This window comes from Endozoicomonas sp. ALB032 (assembly GCF_049310125.1).
Taxonomy (GTDB): domain Bacteria; phylum Pseudomonadota; class Gammaproteobacteria; order Pseudomonadales; family Endozoicomonadaceae; genus Endozoicomonas_A.
On sequence record NZ_JBLYNW010000001.1, the window covers coordinates 6,264,443 to 6,286,605 of the forward strand.

21 protein-coding genes are annotated in these 22,163 nt (G+C 47.9%); 12 read left to right on the forward strand and 9 right to left on the reverse strand.

All coding sequences use genetic code 11. The features are described 5' to 3' along the window. The first annotated feature begins 43 nt into the window (after positions 1 to 43). The 5 genes from ACO6VG_RS23560 (at position 44) to ACO6VG_RS23580 (ending at position 4,481) form a co-directional block, all read left to right on the forward strand. Positions 44 to 1,918: a penicillin-binding protein activator gene (locus ACO6VG_RS23560; protein ID WP_422134529.1), complete on the forward strand. Its 1,875-nt coding sequence runs from the start codon at positions 44 to 46 to the stop codon at positions 1,916 to 1,918. Further along, the gene (locus ACO6VG_RS23565) at positions 1,890 to 2,276 is read left to right on the forward strand and encodes a YraN family protein (RefSeq protein WP_422134530.1); all 387 of its coding nucleotides are present in this window, start codon (positions 1,890 to 1,892) and stop codon (positions 2,274 to 2,276) included. The genes ACO6VG_RS23560 and ACO6VG_RS23565 overlap by 29 nt, the downstream gene beginning before the upstream one ends. Positions 2,277 to 2,512: 236 nt before the next feature. Beyond that, positions 2,513 to 3,097 carry a phosphoheptose isomerase gene (locus tag ACO6VG_RS23570; RefSeq protein WP_422134531.1) on the forward strand — a complete coding sequence of 195 codons (585 nt, stop codon included), beginning with the start codon at positions 2,513 to 2,515 and terminating at the stop codon, positions 3,095 to 3,097. Positions 3,098 to 3,168: 71 nt separating this feature from the next. Continuing rightward, positions 3,169 to 3,741, forward strand: a complete 573-nt coding sequence (locus ACO6VG_RS23575; RefSeq protein WP_422134532.1) for a BON domain-containing protein — start codon at positions 3,169 to 3,171, stop codon at positions 3,739 to 3,741. Positions 3,742 to 3,881: 140 nt separating this feature from the next. Next, the gene (locus tag ACO6VG_RS23580) at positions 3,882 to 4,481 is read left to right on the forward strand and encodes a glutamine amidotransferase-related protein (RefSeq protein ID WP_422441899.1); all 600 of its coding nucleotides are present in this window, start codon (positions 3,882 to 3,884) and stop codon (positions 4,479 to 4,481) included. A gap of 327 nt (positions 4,482 to 4,808) precedes the next feature. On the opposite strand, the gene ACO6VG_RS23585 is transcribed toward ACO6VG_RS23580, so the two are convergent. From ACO6VG_RS23585 to ACO6VG_RS23620, 8 genes are all read right to left on the reverse strand, one after another. Next, entirely contained in the window at positions 4,809 to 5,411 is a 603-nt protein-coding gene (locus ACO6VG_RS23585) for an NADPH-dependent FMN reductase (protein ID WP_422134534.1), read from the reverse strand. 260 nt (positions 5,412 to 5,671) lie between these two features. Continuing rightward, positions 5,672 to 6,136 carry a ClpXP protease specificity-enhancing factor gene (locus ACO6VG_RS23590; protein WP_422134535.1) on the reverse strand — a complete coding sequence of 155 codons (465 nt, stop codon included), beginning with the start codon at positions 6,134 to 6,136 and terminating at the stop codon, positions 5,672 to 5,674. A 326-nt stretch (positions 6,137 to 6,462) separates the two neighbouring features. Beyond that, on the reverse strand, positions 6,463 to 7,098 hold the full coding sequence (locus ACO6VG_RS23595; RefSeq protein WP_422134536.1) for a glutathione S-transferase N-terminal domain-containing protein: 636 nt from the start codon (positions 7,096 to 7,098) through the stop codon (positions 6,463 to 6,465). Positions 7,099 to 7,384: 286 nt separating this feature from the next. Next, positions 7,385 to 8,203, reverse strand: a complete 819-nt coding sequence (locus ACO6VG_RS23600) for a MetQ/NlpA family ABC transporter substrate-binding protein (protein WP_422138486.1) — start codon at positions 8,201 to 8,203, stop codon at positions 7,385 to 7,387. Between the two features lie 79 nt (positions 8,204 to 8,282). Further along, positions 8,283 to 8,939, reverse strand: a complete 657-nt coding sequence (locus ACO6VG_RS23605) for a methionine ABC transporter permease (protein WP_422134538.1) — start codon at positions 8,937 to 8,939, stop codon at positions 8,283 to 8,285. Beyond that, the gene (locus ACO6VG_RS23610; RefSeq protein ID WP_422137127.1) at positions 8,929 to 9,960 is read right to left on the reverse strand and encodes a methionine ABC transporter ATP-binding protein; all 1,032 of its coding nucleotides are present in this window, start codon (positions 9,958 to 9,960) and stop codon (positions 8,929 to 8,931) included. Before ACO6VG_RS23610 ends, ACO6VG_RS23605 begins: the two co-directional genes overlap by 11 nt. Positions 9,961 to 10,342: 382 nt before the next feature. Beyond that, positions 10,343 to 11,065 (reverse strand): sulfite exporter TauE/SafE family protein, encoded by a 723-nt coding sequence (locus ACO6VG_RS23615; RefSeq protein ID WP_422475881.1) that lies wholly within the window; start codon positions 11,063 to 11,065, stop codon positions 10,343 to 10,345. 234 nt (positions 11,066 to 11,299) lie between these two features. Beyond that, positions 11,300 to 13,084 carry a hypothetical protein gene (locus tag ACO6VG_RS23620; protein ID WP_422475883.1) on the reverse strand — a complete coding sequence of 595 codons (1,785 nt, stop codon included), beginning with the start codon at positions 13,082 to 13,084 and terminating at the stop codon, positions 11,300 to 11,302. A gap of 211 nt (positions 13,085 to 13,295) precedes the next feature. Here ACO6VG_RS23620 and ACO6VG_RS23625 point away from each other — a divergent pair, with 211 nt between their 5' ends. Together ACO6VG_RS23625 and ACO6VG_RS23630 are read left to right on the forward strand one after the other, a co-directional pair. Continuing rightward, complete coding sequence (locus tag ACO6VG_RS23625) at positions 13,296 to 13,775, forward strand: GNAT family N-acetyltransferase (RefSeq protein WP_422138489.1); 480 nt, start codon at positions 13,296 to 13,298, stop codon at positions 13,773 to 13,775. A gap of 29 nt (positions 13,776 to 13,804) precedes the next feature. Continuing rightward, on the forward strand, positions 13,805 to 14,656 hold the full coding sequence (locus ACO6VG_RS23630) for a S1 RNA-binding domain-containing protein (protein ID WP_422451464.1): 852 nt from the start codon (positions 13,805 to 13,807) through the stop codon (positions 14,654 to 14,656). On the opposite strand, the gene mmsB is transcribed toward ACO6VG_RS23630, so the two are convergent. After that, positions 14,657 to 15,556 carry a 3-hydroxyisobutyrate dehydrogenase gene (gene mmsB / locus ACO6VG_RS23635; RefSeq protein ID WP_422138491.1) on the reverse strand — a complete coding sequence of 300 codons (900 nt, stop codon included), beginning with the start codon at positions 15,554 to 15,556 and terminating at the stop codon, positions 14,657 to 14,659. 422 nt (positions 15,557 to 15,978) lie between these two features. Between mmsB and hpaR the strand changes: the two genes are divergently transcribed. The 5 genes from hpaR (at position 15,979) to ACO6VG_RS23660 (ending at position 22,000) form a co-directional block, all read left to right on the forward strand. Beyond that, positions 15,979 to 16,401: a homoprotocatechuate degradation operon regulator HpaR gene (gene hpaR / locus ACO6VG_RS23640; protein ID WP_422134544.1), complete on the forward strand. Its 423-nt coding sequence runs from the start codon at positions 15,979 to 15,981 to the stop codon at positions 16,399 to 16,401. A 233-nt stretch (positions 16,402 to 16,634) separates the two neighbouring features. Further along, positions 16,635 to 17,075: a cupin domain-containing protein gene (locus ACO6VG_RS23645; protein ID WP_422475885.1), complete on the forward strand. Its 441-nt coding sequence runs from the start codon at positions 16,635 to 16,637 to the stop codon at positions 17,073 to 17,075. 276 nt (positions 17,076 to 17,351) lie between these two features. Then, positions 17,352 to 18,878 (forward strand): Na+/H+ antiporter NhaC family protein, encoded by a 1,527-nt coding sequence (locus ACO6VG_RS23650; RefSeq protein ID WP_422475887.1) that lies wholly within the window; start codon positions 17,352 to 17,354, stop codon positions 18,876 to 18,878. Positions 18,879 to 19,819: 941 nt separating this feature from the next. Next, positions 19,820 to 20,794 (forward strand): formimidoylglutamase, encoded by a 975-nt coding sequence (gene hutG / locus ACO6VG_RS23655; protein WP_422134547.1) that lies wholly within the window; start codon positions 19,820 to 19,822, stop codon positions 20,792 to 20,794. Positions 20,795 to 20,893: 99 nt separating this feature from the next. After that, a complete protein-coding gene (locus tag ACO6VG_RS23660; RefSeq protein WP_422134548.1) occupies positions 20,894 to 22,000 on the forward strand; it encodes an acyl-CoA desaturase in 1,107 nt (368 codons plus the stop codon). The last annotated feature ends 163 nt before the right edge of the window (positions 22,001 to 22,163 follow it).

The following is a 22,163-nucleotide window of genomic DNA, read 5'->3' on the forward strand; positions in this document are numbered from 1 at the left end:
GAATAGGGAGATCAAAAACAGTTCGGTCGTTGACTCCGATTTTATGAGCCAGAACCTTTCCAAACGCATTCTCATCAATACACTGCTGATCAGCGCAGTGCTTACGGGGTGCTCATTGCAGCCCAGCAAAGTTGCTGAACTGCCTGCACCCACCCACGAACTGGCCCCGGAAGGAGCAGACCAACTGCTGGAACGAGCCGAACGCAGCTCATTTCCGGAGAGCGCAAGACTCAAAATCAAGGCCGCCGGGCAATTGATCAACAACCAGATGGGCAGAGCAAAAACCATTCTGGACAGCCTGAATTATGAAGAGCTACCCGAGACTCTGAAAGCAGAAGTGGCCGTGGCAAGAGCCCGCATTGCTGAGCAGGCAGGGCAGAACCGGGAAATATTTGTCTGGCTGGATCGAGCTGTCGTCATTAACAGCAGCAATACCGGGCTTCTGGATCAAAGCCATATCCTCAAAGCACGCGCGTATAACCGCTTCGGGGAGTACGTTGCAGCGCTGGATGAATGGAGCATGCTGTCCAACATAAGTGAACTCGACCAACAACCCAAAAGCCGCAACGCCTTCTGGGAAACCCTGCTTAACGCACCTGAAGAGCGCCTGATCAGCCTGGACAGTCAGACTAACAACAAAACCATGAAAGGCTGGCTGCAACTTGCCCTGATTTACCGCCCGGGCAAATCCGTGAGCGAGCAACTGGCCGACTTGAGCCACTGGCGAACTCGCTGGCCTGGCCACCCTGCAACAACCTACCTGCCGAAAGACATCAGTGCGCTTCAGACAGCCAACACTCAGCAGCCCGACAAAATTGCTCTTCTTCTTCCTGTCAGCGGCCCACTGGCCTCTGCAGGCAGAGCCATTCGCGACGGCTTTCTCGCTGCTTATCACCAGAATCTTGCTGATGAGACCCTACCCGAAGTGAGCATATTGGACACTCACGGCAAGAACGTTGTCGAGCTGGCTAACCAAGCCAAAAATGAAGGTGCCAAACTGATCATCGGTCCTTTGGATAAAACTAACGTCGGCCTGTTAAAAGAAAATACGCCCGACAACCTTACAATTCTTGCACTGAACAACCTCGAAGACAGCAGGAGCAACCCCGGACAAAAGAACAGCTTCTTCGAGTACGGTCTATCCATCGAAGATGAAGGCAGAGCTGTGGCCCGTCGCGGCGTTCTGGATGGACACCATCGTGTACTGATACTTCGCCCGGAGACTTCATGGGGTGACAGAGCCACCAACAGCTTTGTGTCCGAATGGACAAAACTCGGTGGCGAGGTGGCCGGTGTTACTAAATTCAACAACAAGACCGAATTCAGCCAACTGGCTGGTCAGGCGCTGCTGGTTGACGAAAGCCAGAAACGTGCCAAAGAGTTGAGCAGAGTTCTGAGAGAGCCACTGGGCTTTACTCCCCGCAGAAGACACGATATTGACATGATCTACATGCCTTCCCACCCCAAGGAAGCTCGCCAGCTCAAGCCTGCCCTCTCTTACCAGTTCGCTGGCAAGCTGCCTGTTTATGCCACTTCCAGCGCATACTCCGGTAGAGTCGACCCTGGCAGAGATCAGGATCTGAACAACCTCAGAATCCCTGTAATGACCTGGTACCTGCCTGGCCAGAAAAGCAGTCTCGAGTCCAATATAAAAGCCACCTGGAGCAGCTCAAAAGGCCAGTATGGCAGTCTTTACGCCATGGGAGCTGACGCTTTTAAGTTGTATCCCCGCCTGCAACAACTTGCCAGTCTGCCAGGCAGTCGTCTGGAAGGACTGACAGGCATGCTTAGCATTAACAACAAACACCATGTGGTGAGGGAGCTTTCCTGGCAAATCTTCCGGGATGGTCGACTGAGAGCACTGCCTGTTTCGATTCAAAGGAAAGCTGATGTTCTGGCAATTAAAGCTTCTCAATAATAAGGGGCTTTGCGCAGAAAACCGGGCTTTGGAATACCTCAAAGCCCGGGGCATGAAGCTGGTCAATAGAAACTATGCCTGCAAAGCAGGAGAGATAGATCTGATCATGCTCGAAAAAGAAACACTGGTTTTTGTAGAAGTCCGATTCAGATCACAGTCACAATTTGGTTCAGCTGCCGAGTCCATTACCTACCGCAAGCAAAATAAAATCAGAAAAGCAGCCAATCACTTTCTCGCCCTGCACTCGAACCACCAGCACAGGCTTTGCCGCTTCGATGCACTTTTGCTCAAAAATGCATCCATCCATGATGACGCAAACTCCGAAAAGCCTATAGAATGGATCAAAGGTATTTTTTAAACCTGTATGCAACCTGACAACTGATAAAATGCGTAAACATCACTCGCTCTTAACTTCCCCAATGGATGATGGTATTTAAAAGGGGTAATGAAAAAAAAATCACGGTAAACTAACTGATCTATTAAGTACCTGGCTAGCCATGAACTCATGAGGCTTTCACGGTTTTCTAATGCCCATAGCGAAAGAAAATGCCAGTTGCGAAACGCACGGCGTCGAACTATTCGGGATTTTGAGACATGCATGAGCGCATTACACAACATTTTTCAGACAGCATTGACGCCAAAATTCGTGCCGCTGACTGTTTGCCTCCCCTGATCGCCCAGGCATCCGAGCTTATGGTGCAAACCCTTCTTAACGAAGGAAAAATCCTGGCCTGCGGAAACGGCGGCTCCGCAGGAGATGCCCAGCATTTTGTTTCCGCGCTGCTCAATCGTTATGAACGAGAAAGACCTTCATTACCAGCCATGTCTCTGTGCGCCGACAATTTGATATTAAGCTCAATCGCTAATGACACCAGCTTTCACGAAGTTTTCTCAAAACAAATCAGGGCACTGGGGCAACAAGGCGACATTCTTTTAGCGATCTCGACATCGGGCAATTGTCCCAATATCGTTCAAGCTATTCAGGCCGCTCATGATCGCGATATCCAGGTCATTGCCCTGACGGGTAAAAGCGGTGGCGATATGGCGAGATTACTGCATCCGGAAGATATTGAAATCCGGGTTCCGGATAATAGCTCTCCACGTATTCGGGAAGTTCATAAACTGGTCGTTCATTGCCTGTGTGACCTGGTCGATGAGTTCCTGTTTTCCGGAGAGTAAGTCTCGATGAAAGACTATTTTGACTATAAGACTGACTACGTTTAATTCATCCCCCACCAGGAGGTAACAAGGTGAAGCGTTTAAACGCTCTGATTTTAACTAGCTCACTCTTTCTGCTGGGGGGCTGTGCGACCATTGTCGGCAGCGTCAATGAAGACCCCATCCGAACAGACCCCACTGAACGCTCATGGGGCAACTTGATAGACGACCAGACCATCGAAACCATAGCCGCCGTTAACATTAATAAAGCCGATGAACGGTTTAAAGACAGCCGGATTAAAATCGTCAGCTTCAATGGCACCGTGCTTTTAATCGGACAGGTATCCAGTAATGAACTTAAGCGCCTTGCAGAAGAAACCGCCGGGAATGTGAAAGAAGTTGACAAGGTCTACAACGAACTCACTCTGGGCAGTAATGCCAGCCTGCTTGAACAGAGCAATGACTCCTGGCTGACCACCAAGGTGAAAGCGAACCTGATCCAGAGTGAAGAAGTTTCTGCAGACCGCATCAAGATCAATACAGAAAAAGGCACTGTCTACCTGATGGGACTGACTACTCCCAGACAGGCACAGGCAGCAGTGGATATTGCCAGAAACACTGGCGGTGTTCAGAAAATAGTCAAAGTCTTTGAATATATTCAGTAATCGAATGAGGGGAAAGCCTTGCGCCTTGCTCCCTCTTCCTTTATTTCTTCCCAGTGACATCTTCAGCGCAATAGGGAGTTAGAAAGTTCAATTGGTATAAAGCCCCTGATAAACGCTCATCCTTATTTCCCGAGAGTATGATGAATCAGATCAAAACCAACCAGGTCATCGTTATTGATTGCGGCAGTAACACAACTCCCGAGATAAAAAAGACCCTTTCCAGTCTGGGTACAGCTTCCAAAACTATTGCTTTGAAAAGCGCCAATCAATTCAATTTCAAACAGGCAACAGCCGTCATTATTTCCGGCGGTCCATTCCTGTTTACTGACAGCCCTGAGAAAACAGAGGCGTTAATGCAACAATTTGAATTCCTTCGGGAACCTCTCCCACCCACCCTCGGTATATGCCTTGGTCATCAGGCAATCGCCCTGATACATGGTGGCCAAGTCTTCAGGGGACAGGAAAGACGAGATCAAGACAGCATCATTATTCTTGAAAAGCATGGCCTTTTTGAAGACCTTCCAGCACTCCCTCTCTTTAAAGAGGATCATTGCGAGGGCATTCAGGCAGGAGCGAACACAAGGATCCTGGCAGAGTCGGAGTTTTACGACGTAGAAGCGATCAGCATCAATGACCGCCCGATACTTGGCGTACAGTTTCACCCTGAAGTGTCCGGCGATAACGGCAAGCAGCTTTTTTTAAACTTTATGAGATGGGCGTCCAAGCAGAATAAAGGCTAGTGAGTTCAACCAAGAGACTACTGCAGAGTTCCGAAAAAGAATCCATAAGATTCATACGAGGAGCGTCTTTCGTCGTAATTGAACGACTATCTTTGGTAACAGGGCTTGATCGTCCGATCAGGAGAACGATGATAGCCAGAATGAGAAGCAGACTGCTGCGCTTCATAAAACACTCCTGTATAACCATGACCATAGCTTAGAAAAGGATTTCAGACCTGCAACCAAAAATCCGGGATTTCTCAGCCTATCAAGCGCACATTTTCAGACGAGAGAATAACCACCGAAGAGGAGGGGGGAAGAGCGCAATGAACGCACTCTGAATGAAACTCACATACCGTTCCGGAAAGTCTTGTGATCAATAACACCGCTTTCACGCACACCTTTCAACGCAAGTGCATACTCTTTCAGGACAACAAGACTGTAATCCATACGCTCTTGCATTTGGCGATCAGCTTCTGCATCTTCACCCGTCATAACAGAAGCCACATTTCGTACAATAAGGTGATCTGGAATGTAGCAGAGACGACAATTTTTATAGCTGCTTGAGCGCAACTCCATAACGGGATAAGAACCGCCCTGCTCAGCAGACACAGCTGTGATCAGGCCTGGCTTATGTCCTAACTGCTGCGCCCCGAAGATCAGGAAAAAGTTTTTCAGACCTGAAGGAACCATGCCATTCCACTCCGGCGACACCACTATAATCGCATCACTGTCGTTTAATCTGGCTTTCCAGGGAGCCAAAAGGGACTTCCACTCTTTATTGCCAGAAAAGATGGACTCATCCCACAATGGCAGAGGATTTTCTGCCAGATCAAGAATATCTACCTGATCAAACAGCGCCAGTGCCTGTGCACGCAGTTTGAGCACATGACTGATACGAGCACTCTGGGATTCCTTACGGTGGCTTCCGCTAATAATAGCCAGGTTCATCAACACCTCTTCTAATACCAATCGAACTTTCTAACTCCCTGTTGGGCTGAAGATTTGAGCCTTAATCCTGCGTTGGCGACGTCGCCATAGCTAAGGCTATGACGCCTCACGCTCATCACGGGAGTTAGAAAGCACGACTGGTATAACTATTCCGATTACCAAACACCGGGAAATAATAACCAGAACACCCTGCTAAAGCGAAGCCAGCCTGGTCAGAAAAACCAAACCAAAAAATAAACCGCAGAGTTTTAAGCCCCGACTTACTTAACAACTTTCAGATTCGGCTTGCCAGGCTTACGGGGAGTTTTTTCGGACCGCTCTTCTTTTTCAACGGAGGCTTCCTGAGACTCCGGACCCGACACAGCCTCCAGCTCAAAATGAGGAGACACATGCTCTTCCGACTCGGCAACAGGCTCAACTTCAAATACCATACCCTGACCGTTCTCACGGGCATAGATGGCCATCAACGATTCAACAGGAACCACTATGGTCAATGCCTCACCACCAAAGCGACCATCAAAGGTAATAACATCATTTCCCATATGCATGGCACGCACTGCTGCCGGGGAAATATTGAGGACTATTTGATTATCCTTAACATACTCTCTGGGCACCTCTACCCCTTTACGAGCAGTATCCACCAGAATGTATGGGGTGCAGTCATTTTCAAGAATCCAGTCGTAGATTGCTCTGGCAATATAAGGGCGACTGCTGGTCATTGTCATAATATGTCTCCATCCAGACTAACTCCCGACAACTGTCTGACCCAGGAGCCATCAATAGCCACTATAGAAGAAGTCCCCTGACCCTCTCCGTGGATAAGGGTTTCGAAAAGCAGCAAGCAAAGCAGGTCACTTTTTAACACCGTATCGGCGAAGTGCACCATTTTTGCGACAGCCCCTGAAACAGAGAAAACACTTCTAATCTGCCAAGAGCATCGGCTGCCTGGAACAATCGTCTGACAGTCAAAGATTCGAAGATACTCTCAGCTCATGGCTGCTTGGCCAGATTATTTAGCCCTGGCAGCCAGACTGCCAGGGTCTAGTTCAAATCAAAGAGTTTCACGCATCTCTTTTTCAATTTCAGACAGGCTTTCTTTGAAGGATTCGCGCTCGAACAAACGTTCAGCATAATCCAGGATCGCCTGCCCCTGCTTGGGCAGTTCAATGCCCATCGCGGGAAGCCTCCAGAGAATTGGGGCTACACAGCAGTCCACCAGGGTGAACTCATCACTCATAAAGAATGGCTTTTCAGCAAAAATAGGCGCTACGGACAACAGGCTTTCACGAAGCTCTTTACGAGCACGGGCCGCAGGCGTCTCTTTGGTTTTTGGATCCGTAATAGCATCTACCAGGCTGCACCAATCTTTCTGGATGCGGTGCATCATCAGACGGCTCTGGGCACGGCTGACCGGATAAACCGGCAACAGTGGTGGATGAGGAAAACGCTCATCCAGATACTCCATCATGACGCTCGGCTCATAAAGCACCAGCTCACGATCAACCAGAGTTGGAAGACTATTATACGGGTTGAGATCAGACAGTTCCTGAGGCAGATTTTCAGGGTTCACATCCTGAATATCTACCGCGACCCCTTTTTCGGCCAGAACAATACGAACCCTGTGACAGTAGTGGTCAGATGGATCCGAGAAAAAAATCATGGATGACTTTTTGGCAACTACAGCCATGAAGTACCCCCGCCTCATGCAAAGGAAAAGAGCTCCCGAGCGAGCCAGCTTACTCATTCGATCCCATAATTCGGATGAGCAGCGCTGACTTGACGGGCCGACACAAGAAAATAACGGGTTATCTTAGCAAACTTTACGCCCTGCGGAATAGGCACCACGGAAACTTTCGTAAAACAAGAGCAAATAACCCAGAGAACAACCCTAAAAATCCGAACAAACAAGCTAAAGCCCTCTGAAATCAGCGGGCTTTCTCACAAGCTACTCAAGATCTTTTGAGGAAAACAAATTACTTCCAGCCAGGAACTGCACTGCCTTTAAACAACTCCCTGGCTTTTTCTTCCACTGCCGGAGTATGGTAAGACTCAACCAGAGTCTGAATGCGAGGATCCCCTTTATTATCCTCACGTGCCACAATCAGATTGACATAAGGTGAGTCCTTACCTTCAACCAGCAGTGCATCTCGCCCTGGCAGCAGACCTGCAGGCACAGAGTAGGTTGAATTGATGAAAGCCAGGTCAACATCATCCAGAGAGCGAGGCAGTTGGGCAGCATCCAACTCAATGAACTGAAGGTTTTTAGGATTTTCAACAATATCAGCCGGTGTCGCTTCAAGATTACTGACGTCTTTGAGTTTAATGAAGCCCTTGTTATCCAGCAGGATCAGTGTACGGCCTTCATTACTTGGATCGTTTGGAATAGCCACTTTGGCTCCATCTTTGAGCTCGCTGATATCCTTGATTTTTCTGGAGTATGCGCCAATCGGATACACAAAAGTATTACCTACAGCCGCCAGCTTGAAACCACGATCACGAATCATGCTGTCCAGATAAGGTTTGTGCTGGAAGGCATTAGCATCAATAGAACCATCTGCCAGAGCCACATTGGGAGAGACGTAATCAGAAAATTCGACCAATTCAACATCCACTCCATGATCTTTTTTAGCAATGTCAGCGGCCACTTTCATAACGTCAGCCTCCGGACCTGCCATAACGCCTACCTTCAAAGGACCTTCCGGGGAATTCTCAGAGCCACACCCCGCCAGCAGGACACTGGCGACCATAAGCACTGCGCCTGCAAGTGCTTTTAATTTATTGACTGCAAACATTCTTCACTTCTCCATTCAACCAGTTCGGGACAAAGCACTGAAACAACCTGTCCCATGCAATGGTTTAATTCACAAACACTCAGCGAGTTCTGTCGTAATAATTTTGCAAACGGTCGCCAATGCTCTGTATCAACTGAACCAGCACAATAAGCACCACCACAGTGGCGAGCATGATGACGCCATCAAAACGCTGGTAGCCATAGCGGATACCCAGGTCACCAAGACCACCACCGCCAATGGCTCCCGCCATGGCCGAATAACTGACCAGGGTCACCAGAGTAATGGTCATACCATTAATCAGCCCGGGACGTGCTTCGGGCAACAATACCCGACTGACAATCTGCAAAGGCGTTGCGCCCATGGATTGGGCTGCCTCCACCAGTCCAGAAGGCACCTCATTGATAGCACCTTCAGCAATACGGGCAACAAAAGGGATAGCTGCCAGGGTCAGCGGCACAATCGCGGCCGTTGTCCCGATAGAGGTTCCTACCAGCAGGCGAGTCAGAGGAATAATCGCTACCAGCAGTATAATAAACGGCACAGAACGTGTAGCGTTAACGACGGCACCCAGCACTGAGTTTAAAGCTGCATTTTCTTTAATACGTCCGGGCTTGGTAATATATAGCAACACACCCAACGGAATACCAAAGAGGAAACTGAGTCCGCCAGAAACTACTGTCATGTAAAGGGTTTCCCAAAGCGCCTTCCCCAGGAGAAGCCAGGAATCAGCTGACATAGCCCACTACCTCCACCTGCACATTGTCTTTAAGAAATTTCATGGAAGCCTCAACGTCTGACTCCTCGCCCATAATTTCTACCATCAGAAACCCCATGGACTTACCATGAACGGTTTCAATGTCAGCTTGCAGAATGACAAAATCAGTACCAAACCGCTTCGCCGCCCGGGTAATCAGGGGCTCCACTACCCGCTGCCCGACAAAGGTAATCCGCACAACCGGCCTTGAGCCTTCTTTTGGCTCTGATTGAAAACGACTTTCCACTTCAGCCGCCGGCTTTTCGTGGATAGCACTGCGGACAAACTCTCTCGCCAGTTCCGTTTCTGGATTCAGGAAAAAAGATTCGACATCATTTTCTTCTATCAGCTGACCATGACTTAGTATCGCAACCCGATCACAAATGGTTTTAACAACATCCATCTCGTGAGTAATAATCAACACAGTGATTTTCAACTCACGATTAATATCCTTCAAAAGTGCCAGAATCGATCGCGTAGTCTGAGGATCCAGTGCCGAGGTAGCTTCATCACACAGGAGAACTCTGGGCTTGCTGGCCAGGGCACGGGCAATAGCCACCCTCTGTTTCTGCCCTCCTGAAAGCTGGGATGGATAGCTGTCCCGCTTTTCTTTCAAACCGGTCAAATCCAGCAGAGGAGCCACCGCCGTTTCTATTTCAGGCTTACTGGCACCGGCCAGTTCCAGTGGCAGAGCAATATTCTGATAAACCGTTCGGCTCGACAGTAGATTGAAGTGCTGGAAAATCATCCCTATATTGTGACGAGCCAGGCGCAGGCCCTTTCCGGCCAGATGAGTAAGATCCTGACCGTCCACTATGACCTGACCCGAGCTGGGGTGCTCCAACATATTGACACAGCGAATCAGCGTACTCTTGCCAGCACCACTTGAGCCAATCACACCGTAGATTGACCCTTCCGGGACACTGAGATTAATGTCATCCAGAGCCCTGACCTCCTTGCCTCCTGCTTTAAACACCTTGGTAAGGTTTTTCAGTTCTATCATCATCACTCCTGCCTGATTCAGATACAATCAGTGCATGACTGCCTGAGTTATACTCAGTGAGTTCAATCAGTTCTTCTGCCTTGGCGGGTTGCGTGAGAGCTGGTTATAAATACCTGATCAGGTATCTACTGCCCACTCGAAAGTTTCAGCCTTCAGGTCGATTAAACGACCTCTTTTTCAAGGGCAAAAAAAAACCACCCTGTGCTAAACAGAGTGGTTTTTCATGAATTCGTTCATAAACCCTTCTTTTAGCGGTATTTCTATAGCGCCCGCAAGCCAAGACAAATCAGCGCATCCCTAGGATCGTAATAGACACCAAAACTAAAGTCAACCAGCCGCTACCAGCAGAGCACGCAGGCTCTGCATGACCTGAAAAGATCGATTATCGAACACCGGAAGCAATAGCACTGACAACGGCAATGCTGCAAAGAACCAGCAAGGCATGGCGAATCATTCTTTGATCAATCCGGTGAGATAGATGGGAAGCAATTTTACTCCCCAACAATACGGGTGGAACCAGCATCAGGGCATCCTTAAAGTCATCGAGCCCCACCATGCCACCTGCTGATAAAAATATCAGTGAGATCGCACTGCTGAAAACAAAATAAATGGACATGCTGGCCCGAATTTTGTCCCCGGTTTCATTCTGCATGACCAGAGCTATCGGAGGTCCGCCAATAGATGATGTTGTACCCGTGATGCCAGAAATAACACCGGCAACAAACAAACTGGACCTGGTTGCCCGAACTTTTACAGAAAACAGACTCACAATGACAGCCATAAGAACAGCCACACCTATAAAAAGGCTCATATGCTCTCTGGAGGCCACTACCAGAAGATAAGCTCCCAGCAGTGAGCCCGGAACTCTGCCAGCCACCGCATACTTCATCTCTGCCAGATCCAGTGCCTCCCGATACTTTCTGACCGTCAACAGAGACAGCAACATTGCCATGCAGATCAGAGTGCCCGGCACCAGAGACGGTGCAACAACAAAGAGAATGGGAGCGGCTACCACTGCCATACCAAAACCAATCATGCCCTGGATCAAAGCTCCCAGGAAAACAACGACCATGGCTATTAATTGCGGGTACAGGCTCAGATCCATAACATCACAGAAATATCAAATATATCGATAGGGGATATAAATATAACCGTTTGTTATGTGCAGAATCCACTGTCATTTATACCCATAAGGGGTTTAGCACGACATTAGACGCTTACTATCCAAACAACTGCCTGTATGAAAGTCACTGGGTCAGGCGCTGACCGTACCAGATGTTTTAATTGATTGTATGTTCAATCAAAAAAAATCAACAAATTGCATAATTTCATTTATTCATTAATCAAGCTCGGAGTTTGGAATATGCACTCCATTTTTCATTGTTTCCCGAAGAAAAATTGGCCATTGCGACTGATCCAGTTTAACCGATGGATTCAGCGGTTCAATCAACTTTTTACTTCTGGCCAGGTATTTCTGTTTCTCTTCTTTTGAGAGATGCTTTTTGGAACCAGAACTTATTTCCGAATCAATCTTGCGGCAGAAATGATTATACAACTCCAGGGGATTAGACAAATTACCGGAAATCATCGGAATAATGCACTGACCGACAATACCAGCATCGGTTTCACTCAGTAACTCACTCCAGGGTTTTCCCGAACCGCTGTTCAATTGAAGCAGAATATTTGACAAGTGCTCTCTGCATCGTTCTTTATCATAATTATACGAACTTATATCCCACGTTGGTTTATGGGTATCCAGATCTTCAAGGTTAAATGCAAACTGGCCCAGGGCTTTTCTGGTCCGTTTCAGATATTCGAGTGTATTTTTTATACTGACCACCTCTTCACTCTTCTGCCAATCGTTTTTCATTCTGCCTCGTTGTTTCTGTAGCTGGTTGGAAATAGAGTGTTCAAATTCTTCTTCCCGCTGCTGAAAAAGCCGGGTTACCCTGTAGTACTCATTGTTGAAGGATGCTTTGATCTTTCTCACAACATCGGCAATGGCAATGATTAAATGGATATCCGCATTTTTTAACATACTGGCTCGCACTGCATGATAAAAATCATGCTGCATAAACTCGAGAATCCATTGAGCAACTATGTGGTCAGCAGTTTTTGGCAAAGGGTGACCAGGAAACGGAATAGCCATGTCTCTGAAACCTTTCAACCCGCCGGTTCTGATATCTTCAAGCGAACTGGCCCCGATCACTGGATTGATTTTATGGGCTTCTTCCTGACAAAAACTGTCAATAAAAGCCTGTCGCAACGTGATGGATGGGCATATCACCCAACCAGTCCACCACCAGTCAACTAATAAAACGTTGAAGCTTCTGTTTGACAGGACTTTATACATCGTACGCAGCCCTTTGTCTTTATCTGAGGAATCCGGATACGTGCAGCTCCAGAAACTTGCCTCAACCGGAGGTGCTTTTTCAAGCAAACGCTTCATTTTCTCGATGATGGAACTCACATCAAAAGAAGAACCGTTAAAAAACCACTTTGACCTTTCTAGTGAAAGCGCAATGATGCCCCAGTTGGCTTCATTAGCGTTTCTGTTACCGTCAAACAGCTTGTGATGAACAATTTCAAATGATTTTATATTCCGGATACCTTCCAGGTAAACGCCCTGCAGGGTGACCAGGGTTGCAAATTCATTGCCGCTGATTTTCTTTTCCCGAAATGCACGAAGCGCTGCATAGGCAAAGGTATCAGTTTTAAAAAAGCTGAGGTGTTCATCAGTGATTTGTTCTGGCTTGCGACAACACTGGACAATTTGTTTGAGATGATCTTTGGTAATGGCATTAACCTTTTCCATGATCAATGATTGTTGGTCTGTCTTAATTCTGCGAACAACTTCTTTAAACGCCTTTGCATGGTCATCAGTGCCTGGTAAATCCAGGGGGTTTGAAGATATTCCTTTAACGTCTCTGTCCTTCAAATCCGTTGGAGGACTTGCTGAATATCTCTGGTTACCGGGCAACACAGCATCATCACTCGTGCAGCCAACACATCTGAATGCGCCGGTGATGGTGCGCCAGATAGCACCAACGCGACTTGGCGCAGTATTTTCAGGCCTTAAAGACGCCGGGTATCCGCTTGCCCCGGCTACACAGGAAGGGGTCATAATTCTAACCTCCATGTTAGATTTCTCGCTAATCGTTATAATTTTGACCCGGTAGAGAATAAAAAGTTCCGGGCCATAAGCCACAGAAGTTACTCTTCACTGTTACTTGATAAGATGACTCGGAACCCTGTCAGACTGCTATCCATTCAAGGCCCGTTATGCAAGAATACTTTTCCTGATTGTTTAGCTTTATCTACCAGAAGTCATTTTCATGCCCGATATTTTCGTAGCCGATTATTCAAACCCTGATCATGGTCAGGCCATTATTGAATTGCTCGACCACTACGCCAGAGACCCGATGGGTGGAGGAATGCCACTAAGCAGCTTCACCAGAGAACATCTGATTCAGGAACTGTCAAAACGTCCTTTCACATTTTCGGTACTTTGTCTGGTTGATGGACAACCAGCCGCTCTGGCCAACTGTCTGGAAGGATTTTCTACTTTTGCCTGCAAACCTCTGATCAATATCCATGATGTGGTCGTTAATGAGTCATTCAGAGGTCAAAGCCTTTGCAGAAAACTTTTCGAAAAAATTGAACAGATCGCCAGAGAAAAAGAGTGCTGCAAAATCACGCTGGAAGTTGTGGAAGGGAATCATGTAGCACAGGCTGCTTACCGAAAGCTTGGCTTCTCGGGTTTCGAACTGGATGAACAGCTCGGACACGCCCTGTTCTGGGAGAAAAAACTCTGACTTCTCACCTTTCGCTCAAAGGCACAGATATGTCCGGAAAATACGTTAAAGTTGGCCAGAAAAATCGCCTGAAAGTCGTCGGTAAAGCAGGCTTCGGCGTATTTCTGGATGGCAGACAGTTTGATGAAATCCTGCTACCCAAAAGGCATGCCCCTGCAGACTGCAATATTGGAGATGAACTGGATGTCTTTGTCTACCTTGACTCCGACGACCATTTGATCGCAACGACAGAAACACCACTGGCCTGTGTTGGTGAGTTTGCAGCGCTGAAAGTCAAAGAAGTCAATCCGATTGGAGCCTTTCTGGACTGGAATCTGGGCAAGGATCTGCTGGTCCCCTTTCGTGAACAAAAAACCCGTATGCGCGAAGGTGGACACTATGTTGTCTATCTCTACCAGGACGAAGAAACAAGACGCATCGTAGGATCCTCAAGGCTGCATAAGTTCATTGATCGCTCAGCAGGAGAGTACCAGAACAGCCAACCTGTATCCCTTTTGATTTACGATAAAACCGACCTTGGCTATATGGCCATTATCAATAACAGACACCAGGGACTGCTTTTCAGCCAGGAAGCAAACGACTCAGTCAAACCGGGTGATAAAGTACAGGGTTATATCAAGCGTATCAGACCGGATGGAAAAATAGACCTCTGTCTGAAAAAGCCCGGCTTTGATCAACAGGCGCTGGACTCTCTCAGTCAACAGATTATGGACAAACTGGCAGTTGCCGGAGGTTTTCTTCCTATGAACGATAAAACCGATCCTGCTGAAATCAAACGGGTCTTCGGAGCCAGCAAACGTGCCTTTAAAATGGCGCTGGGTGGGCTGTACAAGCAGCGTCTTATTAAAATTGAAACATCCGGTATCCGCAGCAGCCAGTGATTAACTTTCTGGCTGCAAGCTTTCTATGGCCCGGAAGATACTGGAAAAATCTTTCTTGCCCATTCCCCCGGAAACATGGCGGTTATACAGCTCATAAGCAAGGCCACCCAAAGGGGTCATAGCCTCACTGCTAGTGGCAGCCGCCATTGCCAACCCAAGATCTTTCAACATCAGCTCGCTCATAAATCCCGGCTCATAATTCCTGGAGGCCGGAGCGTTTTCCATCAGACCAGGACATGGATTATAAACCTCCAGTACCCAGTTTTTTCCTGAACTGGCCAGCATGATGTTGGAAAGTACCTCTGGGTCAAGGCCATTTTTGGTTCCAAGATTAAGCGCCTCCGAGGTACCAATCATTGAGATGGACAACAACATGTTATTGCAGGCTTTGGCCACTTGACCAGCTCCTGGTCCACCGGCCAGAAAAACATTCTTACCCATGTCCAGAAGTATCGGTTTCACCTTTTCAAACACTTCAGGGTCGGCGGCTCCGCACATAAACGACAGAGTACCTTCAGTCGCACCAGCAACGCCACCGGACACAGGCGCATCAATCATTGACCTCCCTCTCCCGGCAGCAGCAGCCGATAACTTTCTGGCGGTGTCCGCATCAATGGTACTGGTGTCGACAAGAATGGCAGAAGTGGGAGCGGAATCCAGCAAACCCTGATCCAGGTAGAGACTTTCTACATGCTTACTGGCGGGCAACATAGAAATAACAAACCCGGCTCCGGAACATGCCTGCTCTGCACTGGCTGCTGCTCTCGCTCCCAGAGTGGCCAGAGAACTCACTGCCTCGGGAACAAGGTCAAATACACTCACATCGTGACCGCCCCTGATCAGATTAGCCGCCATGGGCGCTCCCATATTACCAAGACCGATAAAGGCTACCGTTGCCATGATCAGCACTCCCGGGTGTTTGTTGTTGTCATGTCAGCGCAATCAAAAAGAGTGATACCCATATAATATGCAGGATTCCGATTGAAACTAAAACCCAGGTATTTAACGACCTGAAGTCTGCTTCAATATATCAGTATCGTCCAGAACTGCACACCCATTGATTATTTTTCACACTATCAGGCCAGGAGCCTGTACTTCAGAATATACTCATCCGCACGTGTACAATCCTATATATTTCCGACACCCCCCATGAAAGCGAACACTCCGGCCACATCCCCCCTTTAGAGAAACGACTATGATTACCTGTAGATTTTTTCGAGTACGGATAAATACGGTGTAATTAATTACATCATTGTCTTGATTATCCTGAACAAGATGCACACAATCCGCCAATCATAGTTATTAGCTGTAAACTGAACACGATGCGCAAGTACGAAGATTCTCTACCACTCAAATTGCTTAAGGCCAGAGAGGCTGCCATGAGCTTCTTCCGTCCCATGCTGCAAGAACACTCCATTACCGAACAGCAATGGCGCGTGATGCGGGTTCTGAACGACACCGACGAGATGGAGACCAAACAGCTGGCTGATGCCTGCTGCATTCTGAGCCCGAGTCTGACAGGCATTATCCAGCGTCTTGAGCAACAGGATTATGTCAGCCGCCGCAAATCATCAGAAGACCATAGACGTATTTTGGTCAAAGCTACTCCTAAAGCCAGGAAACTGTTGGACGAGATGACCCCTATGGTGGAAAACAGTTATAGCCGTCTAACCGAGGGTTTAAGTCAGGAAAAAATGGAGCGACTGAAAGAACTGCTTGATGAAGTCAGTCTGTTGACCAACTGAGATCTGTTATTTTAATTTTGTGATCGGCAGGATATCGGCTGAATAAGCCTGTCAGTTATGTCCTTAGGGCTACAAATCCCCCCCCTGTCGATATCGCACTGATCAATATCAACAAATAGACTACTGTGCCTGCATAAGGATAATTAAAACTGCCACCCCCCCTGCACCTGAACAGGTCAGAATTCATCTTTATTTGATGTAAAATTATTAAACTTCCCCAGAGTAAAATCATAATGAAAACCGTTTTCAGAAGCGCGGTTCTATTTCTGACTCTTGGTAGTTCTTTCACTTTTTCTGCTGGGCGAGTCTTTACTGAAGTGCTGGCTCACAGCACAAGCAGCTGGGATGGTACCCTTCTGAAAAGTGTCATCCTTGAGAACCCTGAAGTCCGTGTACTGCGTATTACCATCGCCCCACGCTCAAGACTGCCCATTCACAAGCACCCTGTTATCAATGCAGGCTACCTGGTTAAAGGTGAATTAACGGTGATTCGATTGTCTGATGGCAAGCAACTGAACTTGAAAGCCGGTGATGCGCTGGTTGAGATGGTAGATGAGTGGCATTACGGAGTGAACACATCGGATGAGCCTGCAGAAATCGTTGTTGTTTATGCCGGTGATGAAGGCCAGGCTATAACGGTGTTTAAAGAAGAAGAAGAAGAAGAAGAACAATAACCTGTGAGTTCTCGCGCTGAAGCAGCCGCTGCCTGCAAACCACTCAAATGACGATCCTCCGGCAGCACGACGTTTCTTGCACTGATTGACCCGATTCCGCAACCGGCCAGAGCGATCGCTTCTGCCGCCCCCTGTAAGCTGAACACAAGAGCCACACCAGAAATTATGCCAGAAAAGTTTCTCGATAGACGAACCCGGCTAAGGTCTAAACTGAGCAGGCTATTGCACTTATTGCTTGAATCCATCTGAGCTCTTTTAGCAAAAAAGGTATAGTCAATGAAGAATTATAATGTTTTTGCGTTGATAATCTTTGTGTTAGGGGTTTTGGCTGCAGTTAATGTTAGCCACAAATATGAAGGCAATCACGAATTGCTCGAGCCGACTTTTCATTATGGCTTTTGGTCGCTTCTTCCCGGATTAGTAACAATAGCCTTGTGCCTGATCACCAGAGAGCCACTAACAGCCTTATTGGGTGGCATCATTGTTGGTGCAATTATGCTCGGTCAATACGATTTGACTGACAAAGTGATTATTCCCAACCTGGCTAAAAAAGGCACTGCATCAATACTATTGCTGTATTTATGGCTTCTTGGCGGCCTCTTGGGGGTTTGGTCCAAAACGGGCGCTGCACAGGCATTTGCCACCTTTATGACCAAACACTTTGTAAAGGGTGAACGTTCCGCAAAAATAGTCGCCTGGCTACTGGGTGTTCTCTTTTTCCAGGGGGGGACAATAAGTACCGTACTGGTAGGTACTACTATACGTCCGATTGCTGATAAAGCGAAAGTCAGCCATGAAGAAATGAGTTACATTGTCGACTCAACGGCTTCTCCCATTGCTTCTGTACTGGCATTCAACGCGTGGCCTACTTACGTGCAGGCATTAATTTTTGTGCCCGGTGTATCATTTCTGGCAACGGAAGCGGATCGTTTAGCTTTTTTCTTTAGCAGTGTGCCTTTCAGCTTTTATAGTATTTTGGCCGTTACCGGAACACTTTTACTGTGTCTGAATATTACTTGTTTTTCCGGTTCCCTCATGAAAAAGGCACATAGAAGGGCTCTGGAAACCGGTCAGCTGGACGCTCCAGGTGCAACACCCCTCAGCACCACCGAACTACAAACACCGAAAGTCCCCGAAAATTACAGGCCGAATGTTCTGGAATTCATTATTCCTCTGGTCAGTCTGATTGCTATCGCTGTCTTAACGTTCATCTACCTGGGCACTCCAAAAGTTAACTGGGCCTTCGGAGTCGCTTTATTGCTCTCTGCTTCCATTGCCATCGCTAAAGGTATGTCATTAACCCATGTCGTTGAAGGTTTTGGTGATGGGTTAAAAGGTGTGGTGGTTGCTTCGGTCATCCTGATGCTTGCGGTGATCATTGGCAGTATCAGCAAGGAAGTTGGCGGAGGATCATATGTCGTGTCGCTACTCGGCGAGCAGCTTCCCTATTGGTTATTGCCGGTAATTTTACAGCTGATGACTATGGTCATTGCCTTTTCAACGGGTACCAGCTGGGGAACCTATGCAATCACCTTCCCCCTTACCATGCCTCTTGCCTGGGCCATCGCGCAATCACAGTCATTAGCAAATCCAAAGCTGTTTATGATGGTATGTTTCGCCACAGTATTGAACGGAAGTGTGTTCGGAGATCAATGTTCACCTATATCTGACACAACCATATTAAGCTCGATGACCACTGGCTGTGACCTGATGGATCATGTTAAGTCTCAGATCATTCCGGCAATATTTGCTGCTTCACTAGCGGCTTGTTTATGGACAGCAACCGCCTATTTTTTTGCATAAGTCTTTTACAGTCAGCAAAGCAACCCTGCAGAGAGCTCATGCGTCGAAATCCGGCAGGTAAACGTTCATTCCAGGCGCTCATCAACCTAGCTGTCGAACTTGAGCGACCGTAGCGAGGATTGCGAGAAATTTTTAGACCAATTTATCGCAACCGCACGACTGCATGGATGCAGGAGCTAGAGAAACACAGGAGCAGTTACCGCGTAGGGCAGTCTATTCTCGGTCAGGCTCCTAGCAATTCAGGTGTGTTAGATGAGTTTAAGAAAGCTCTTTTTGGCATCAGTTTTTCTTATATCATTACCTGTATACGCATACCAGGTCTACAAAGTTACGTCTCCCTTATCTTATGAATCATGTTCTTGTGAGACGGCAACCATTTTTAAACTGGATGATCTGCATTTTATGGCACACAGGTGTGGTGGGAGGTATCTGAGCACACGGATTAAGATCGAAAGCTTCGATGTTGAAGCTCAAACGCTTCGAATTCGTATTGGTTCCGTTTGGTATAAAGTTGCAATTCTTGGACAGGAATCAAAATGACCGTAGTAATGTACGACTGTCTCCTTCCGACAATCCGGGTGTGTCAGATGAGTTTGAAGTTACAATTCCTGAAGATTGTTTAATGTGAGAGCCGTGAAGAAGGCACGAAATCAGTGGAGAACAGCGCCACAGTTGCTACATTATTGCGAGTAGCTTTTTATTTTCTGAACAAACCACGACTCCCTCCAGTTGAAAAACCTCGAGAGTCAGACATACCCATGGTGCTGGTAGCCTGCCTCTTCGGAGAAAAACTTTCGCTCGCGCTTCGTAACGGTGAAACCAGATGATGCCGGGAGCCTGAGACAAAAACAGCTTTGAACCGGTATTACCGCCTCCCCGGATCACTGAATGCTGCTGAAGCCCTAAGGGGCGGTATTTCACAGTAAGAGTGCCTACTTCTCATGTCTGAGTTAAAACCTGTAGAACCCGAAATCTGGAACGGATGGGTAGATTACGATGGCGACCCGCAGCAGACACAACGCTGGCACCAGAAGATTAAACCCTTCTCAGAACACTCAGGCTCCAGCGGCCTGGCATTGCTGGGGCTCGCCTGTGATGAAGGCGTCAGGCGCAATCATGGCAGGGTGGGTGCCGCCAATGGCCCGGACCTGATTCGAAAATGCCTCGCCAATCTCCCCTGGAACCGGGACGATGGACTTTATGAGCTGGGTAACGTCCACTGTCAGGATGGCGATCTGGAGGGTGCACAGAATCAATTCAGTCAAACACTGGTGAAAGCCCTCATGGAAGGCTTGCTGCCTGTTGGTCTGGGGGGGGGACACGAAATAGCCTGGGGAAGCTTTAAAGGTCTGGCAGACTTTCTGACCCAGGATCACAAGACCCCCAAAGGATTGAATATTGGCGTGATCAATTTTAATGCCCACTTTGATCTGAGAAAGCCAGAGAAAGGCGCCAGTTCCGGAACCCCCTTCTGGCAGATGGCTCAGTTCTGCGAGCATCAGAATCTCGATTTTCACTGTCTGTGTCTTGGTATCAGCCGCAGCAGTAACATTCAGGCGTTGTTCGAACGGGCCGATGCGCTCAATGTGGCTTACATCACCGATGATCAGATTCATCGGGATAACCTCGATTTTCTGATCGAAGAACTCACTTGTTTCACCTCTATGGTGGATCATGTTTATTTAACCATTGATCTGGATGCCTTTCCCTCTTACCAGGCTCCGGGGGTCAGTGCTCCGGCTGTAAGGGGCATTCCACTGGACCTGACAGCAACCCTTCTGCAGACCATCAAGGACTGCGCAAAAGTCAGGGTAATGGATATTGCTGAATACAACCCTGAATTTGATCAAGACCTGCGCACAGCCAGACTGGCTGCCTGGTTGATTAATCAACTCACCGATCAACCCAACGAATAAAAAGTATGCACCAGGGATCACAGCGACTATTACGCCTTAACAGCTTGGCAACATTGTGCGAGAATCAAGACTCCTAGACAAAGACTTTATGAGCGCATAATGGAGAAACCCCGTCGCATTTGGGTGACCACGTTACTTTTTTCGCTAACGTTTTTTGCCATGGTCACCCTTGTTCCCTGGTACGGTATTACCCATGGTTTTGAACTCCGTGAATGGATCGTTGCCGGCTTAATCCTGATGTTTAATGGCACTGCTATCACTGCTGGCTACCATCGCCTCTGGTCTCACAAGGCCTATGAAGCTCACTGGTCAGTGCGCCTCTGGTTTGCAATCTGGGGTGCCATGGCGATTCAGAACAGCATCATGAACTGGGCTTCTGGTCATCGCCGCCACCACGCCTTTGTCGACGATCACGACAAAGACCCCTACTCTGCAAGTCGTGGTTTCTGGTTCTCCCACATTGGCTGGATGCTTCGTGACTATGACCCAAAAGCCGGTGATTTTTCTAATATCAAGGACCTGCAAAGAGACCCCATTGTAGTCTGGCAGCATAAATACTATGTGCCACTGGTACTGTTGATGAACCTGTTTATACCAACACTGGCAGGATTGCTGATGGGCGATATTATTGCCATGCTTCTTCTGGGCGGGGTATTGAGACTGGTGCTGAGTCATCACTTCACTTTCTTTATCAACTCTCTGGCTCATATCTGGGGCAAGCGCCCTTACACCGATAAAAATACCGCCCGGGATAACGGCATCCTGGCTCTGGTGACCTGGGGTGAGGGTTATCACAACTACCACCATATTTTTCAGTATGATTACCGCAACGGCATACGCTGGTGGCATTTTGATCCCACCAAGTGGCTGATCTTCGGCTTCTCGAAAATCGGCCTGACTGGCAAACTGAAGCGGGTCAGTGATTATCGGATTGAAAAAGCCCGGATCGATATGCAGTACAAATATGCCAGCCAGAAACTGACATGCCAGATTGCCCTGCAAAAGCTGGAAGAACAGTATGAACTGGTGAGCAGCACCTGGCATGACTGGAACAAACTTCGTCAGAAGTGGGTTGAACACAAAGCCCGGGAGCTGAAACAGAACTGGGAAAGCTCAGAGCTTCATAAGCAATATGAAGAGATGAAATCGTCCATGCAGGAACAGCAAAAACGCTGGCAACTGGCTCGTGCAGGTCTGTTAACCTGATCATCAAAATATACCAGTGCCAACCAGGCGTTAGCTCGCGCCAGGTTTGTTGAAGCAGAGTGCCACAATCTTCGCCACAACCTTCGACAAGCCCGGTGCACTGACACCTCACCACTATCCGGGACACTTTCCAACCTCTCTTCAAAGCCCTTGCAGGCTTCGG

What these genes read in the sequence shown, in the direction of transcription:
- ACO6VG_RS23590 (WP_422134535.1), bottom strand. Translation starts at nt 6,136, where the DNA reads ATGACAATGACCAGCAGTCGCCCTTATATTGCCAGAGCAATCTACGAC.
- ACO6VG_RS23625 (WP_422138489.1), top strand. Translation starts at nt 13,296, where the DNA reads ATGCCCGATATTTTCGTAGCCGATTATTCAAACCCTGATCATGGTCAG.
- hpaR (WP_422134544.1), top strand. Translation starts at nt 15,979, where the DNA reads ATGCGCAAGTACGAAGATTCTCTACCACTCAAATTGCTTAAGGCCAGA.
- ACO6VG_RS23600 (WP_422138486.1), bottom strand. Translation starts at nt 8,203, where the DNA reads ATGTTTGCAGTCAATAAATTAAAAGCACTTGCAGGCGCAGTGCTTATG.
- ACO6VG_RS23650 (WP_422475887.1), top strand. Translation starts at nt 17,352, where the DNA reads ATGAAGAATTATAATGTTTTTGCGTTGATAATCTTTGTGTTAGGGGTT.
- ACO6VG_RS23595 (WP_422134536.1), bottom strand. Translation starts at nt 7,098, where the DNA reads ATGGCTGTAGTTGCCAAAAAGTCATCCATGATTTTTTTCTCGGATCCA.
- ACO6VG_RS23605 (WP_422134538.1), bottom strand. Translation starts at nt 8,939, where the DNA reads ATGTCAGCTGATTCCTGGCTTCTCCTGGGGAAGGCGCTTTGGGAAACC.
- mmsB (WP_422138491.1), bottom strand. Translation starts at nt 15,556, where the DNA reads ATGGCAACGGTAGCCTTTATCGGTCTTGGTAATATGGGAGCGCCCATG.
- hutG (WP_422134547.1), top strand. Translation starts at nt 19,820, where the DNA reads ATGTCTGAGTTAAAACCTGTAGAACCCGAAATCTGGAACGGATGGGTA.
- ACO6VG_RS23660 (WP_422134548.1), top strand. Translation starts at nt 20,894, where the DNA reads ATGGAGAAACCCCGTCGCATTTGGGTGACCACGTTACTTTTTTCGCTA.
- ACO6VG_RS23580 (WP_422441899.1), top strand. Translation starts at nt 3,882, where the DNA reads ATGAATCAGATCAAAACCAACCAGGTCATCGTTATTGATTGCGGCAGT.
- ACO6VG_RS23570 (WP_422134531.1), top strand. Translation starts at nt 2,513, where the DNA reads ATGCATGAGCGCATTACACAACATTTTTCAGACAGCATTGACGCCAAA.
- ACO6VG_RS23585 (WP_422134534.1), bottom strand. Translation starts at nt 5,411, where the DNA reads ATGAACCTGGCTATTATTAGCGGAAGCCACCGTAAGGAATCCCAGAGT.
- ACO6VG_RS23620 (WP_422475883.1), bottom strand. Translation starts at nt 13,084, where the DNA reads ATGACCCCTTCCTGTGTAGCCGGGGCAAGCGGATACCCGGCGTCTTTA.
- ACO6VG_RS23560 (WP_422134529.1), top strand. Translation starts at nt 44, where the DNA reads ATGAGCCAGAACCTTTCCAAACGCATTCTCATCAATACACTGCTGATC.
- ACO6VG_RS23615 (WP_422475881.1), bottom strand. Translation starts at nt 11,065, where the DNA reads ATGGATCTGAGCCTGTACCCGCAATTAATAGCCATGGTCGTTGTTTTC.
- ACO6VG_RS23565 (WP_422134530.1), top strand. Translation starts at nt 1,890, where the DNA reads ATGTTCTGGCAATTAAAGCTTCTCAATAATAAGGGGCTTTGCGCAGAA.
- ACO6VG_RS23630 (WP_422451464.1), top strand. Translation starts at nt 13,805, where the DNA reads ATGTCCGGAAAATACGTTAAAGTTGGCCAGAAAAATCGCCTGAAAGTC.
- ACO6VG_RS23610 (WP_422137127.1), bottom strand. Translation starts at nt 9,960, where the DNA reads ATGATAGAACTGAAAAACCTTACCAAGGTGTTTAAAGCAGGAGGCAAG.
- ACO6VG_RS23645 (WP_422475885.1), top strand. Translation starts at nt 16,635, where the DNA reads ATGAAAACCGTTTTCAGAAGCGCGGTTCTATTTCTGACTCTTGGTAGT.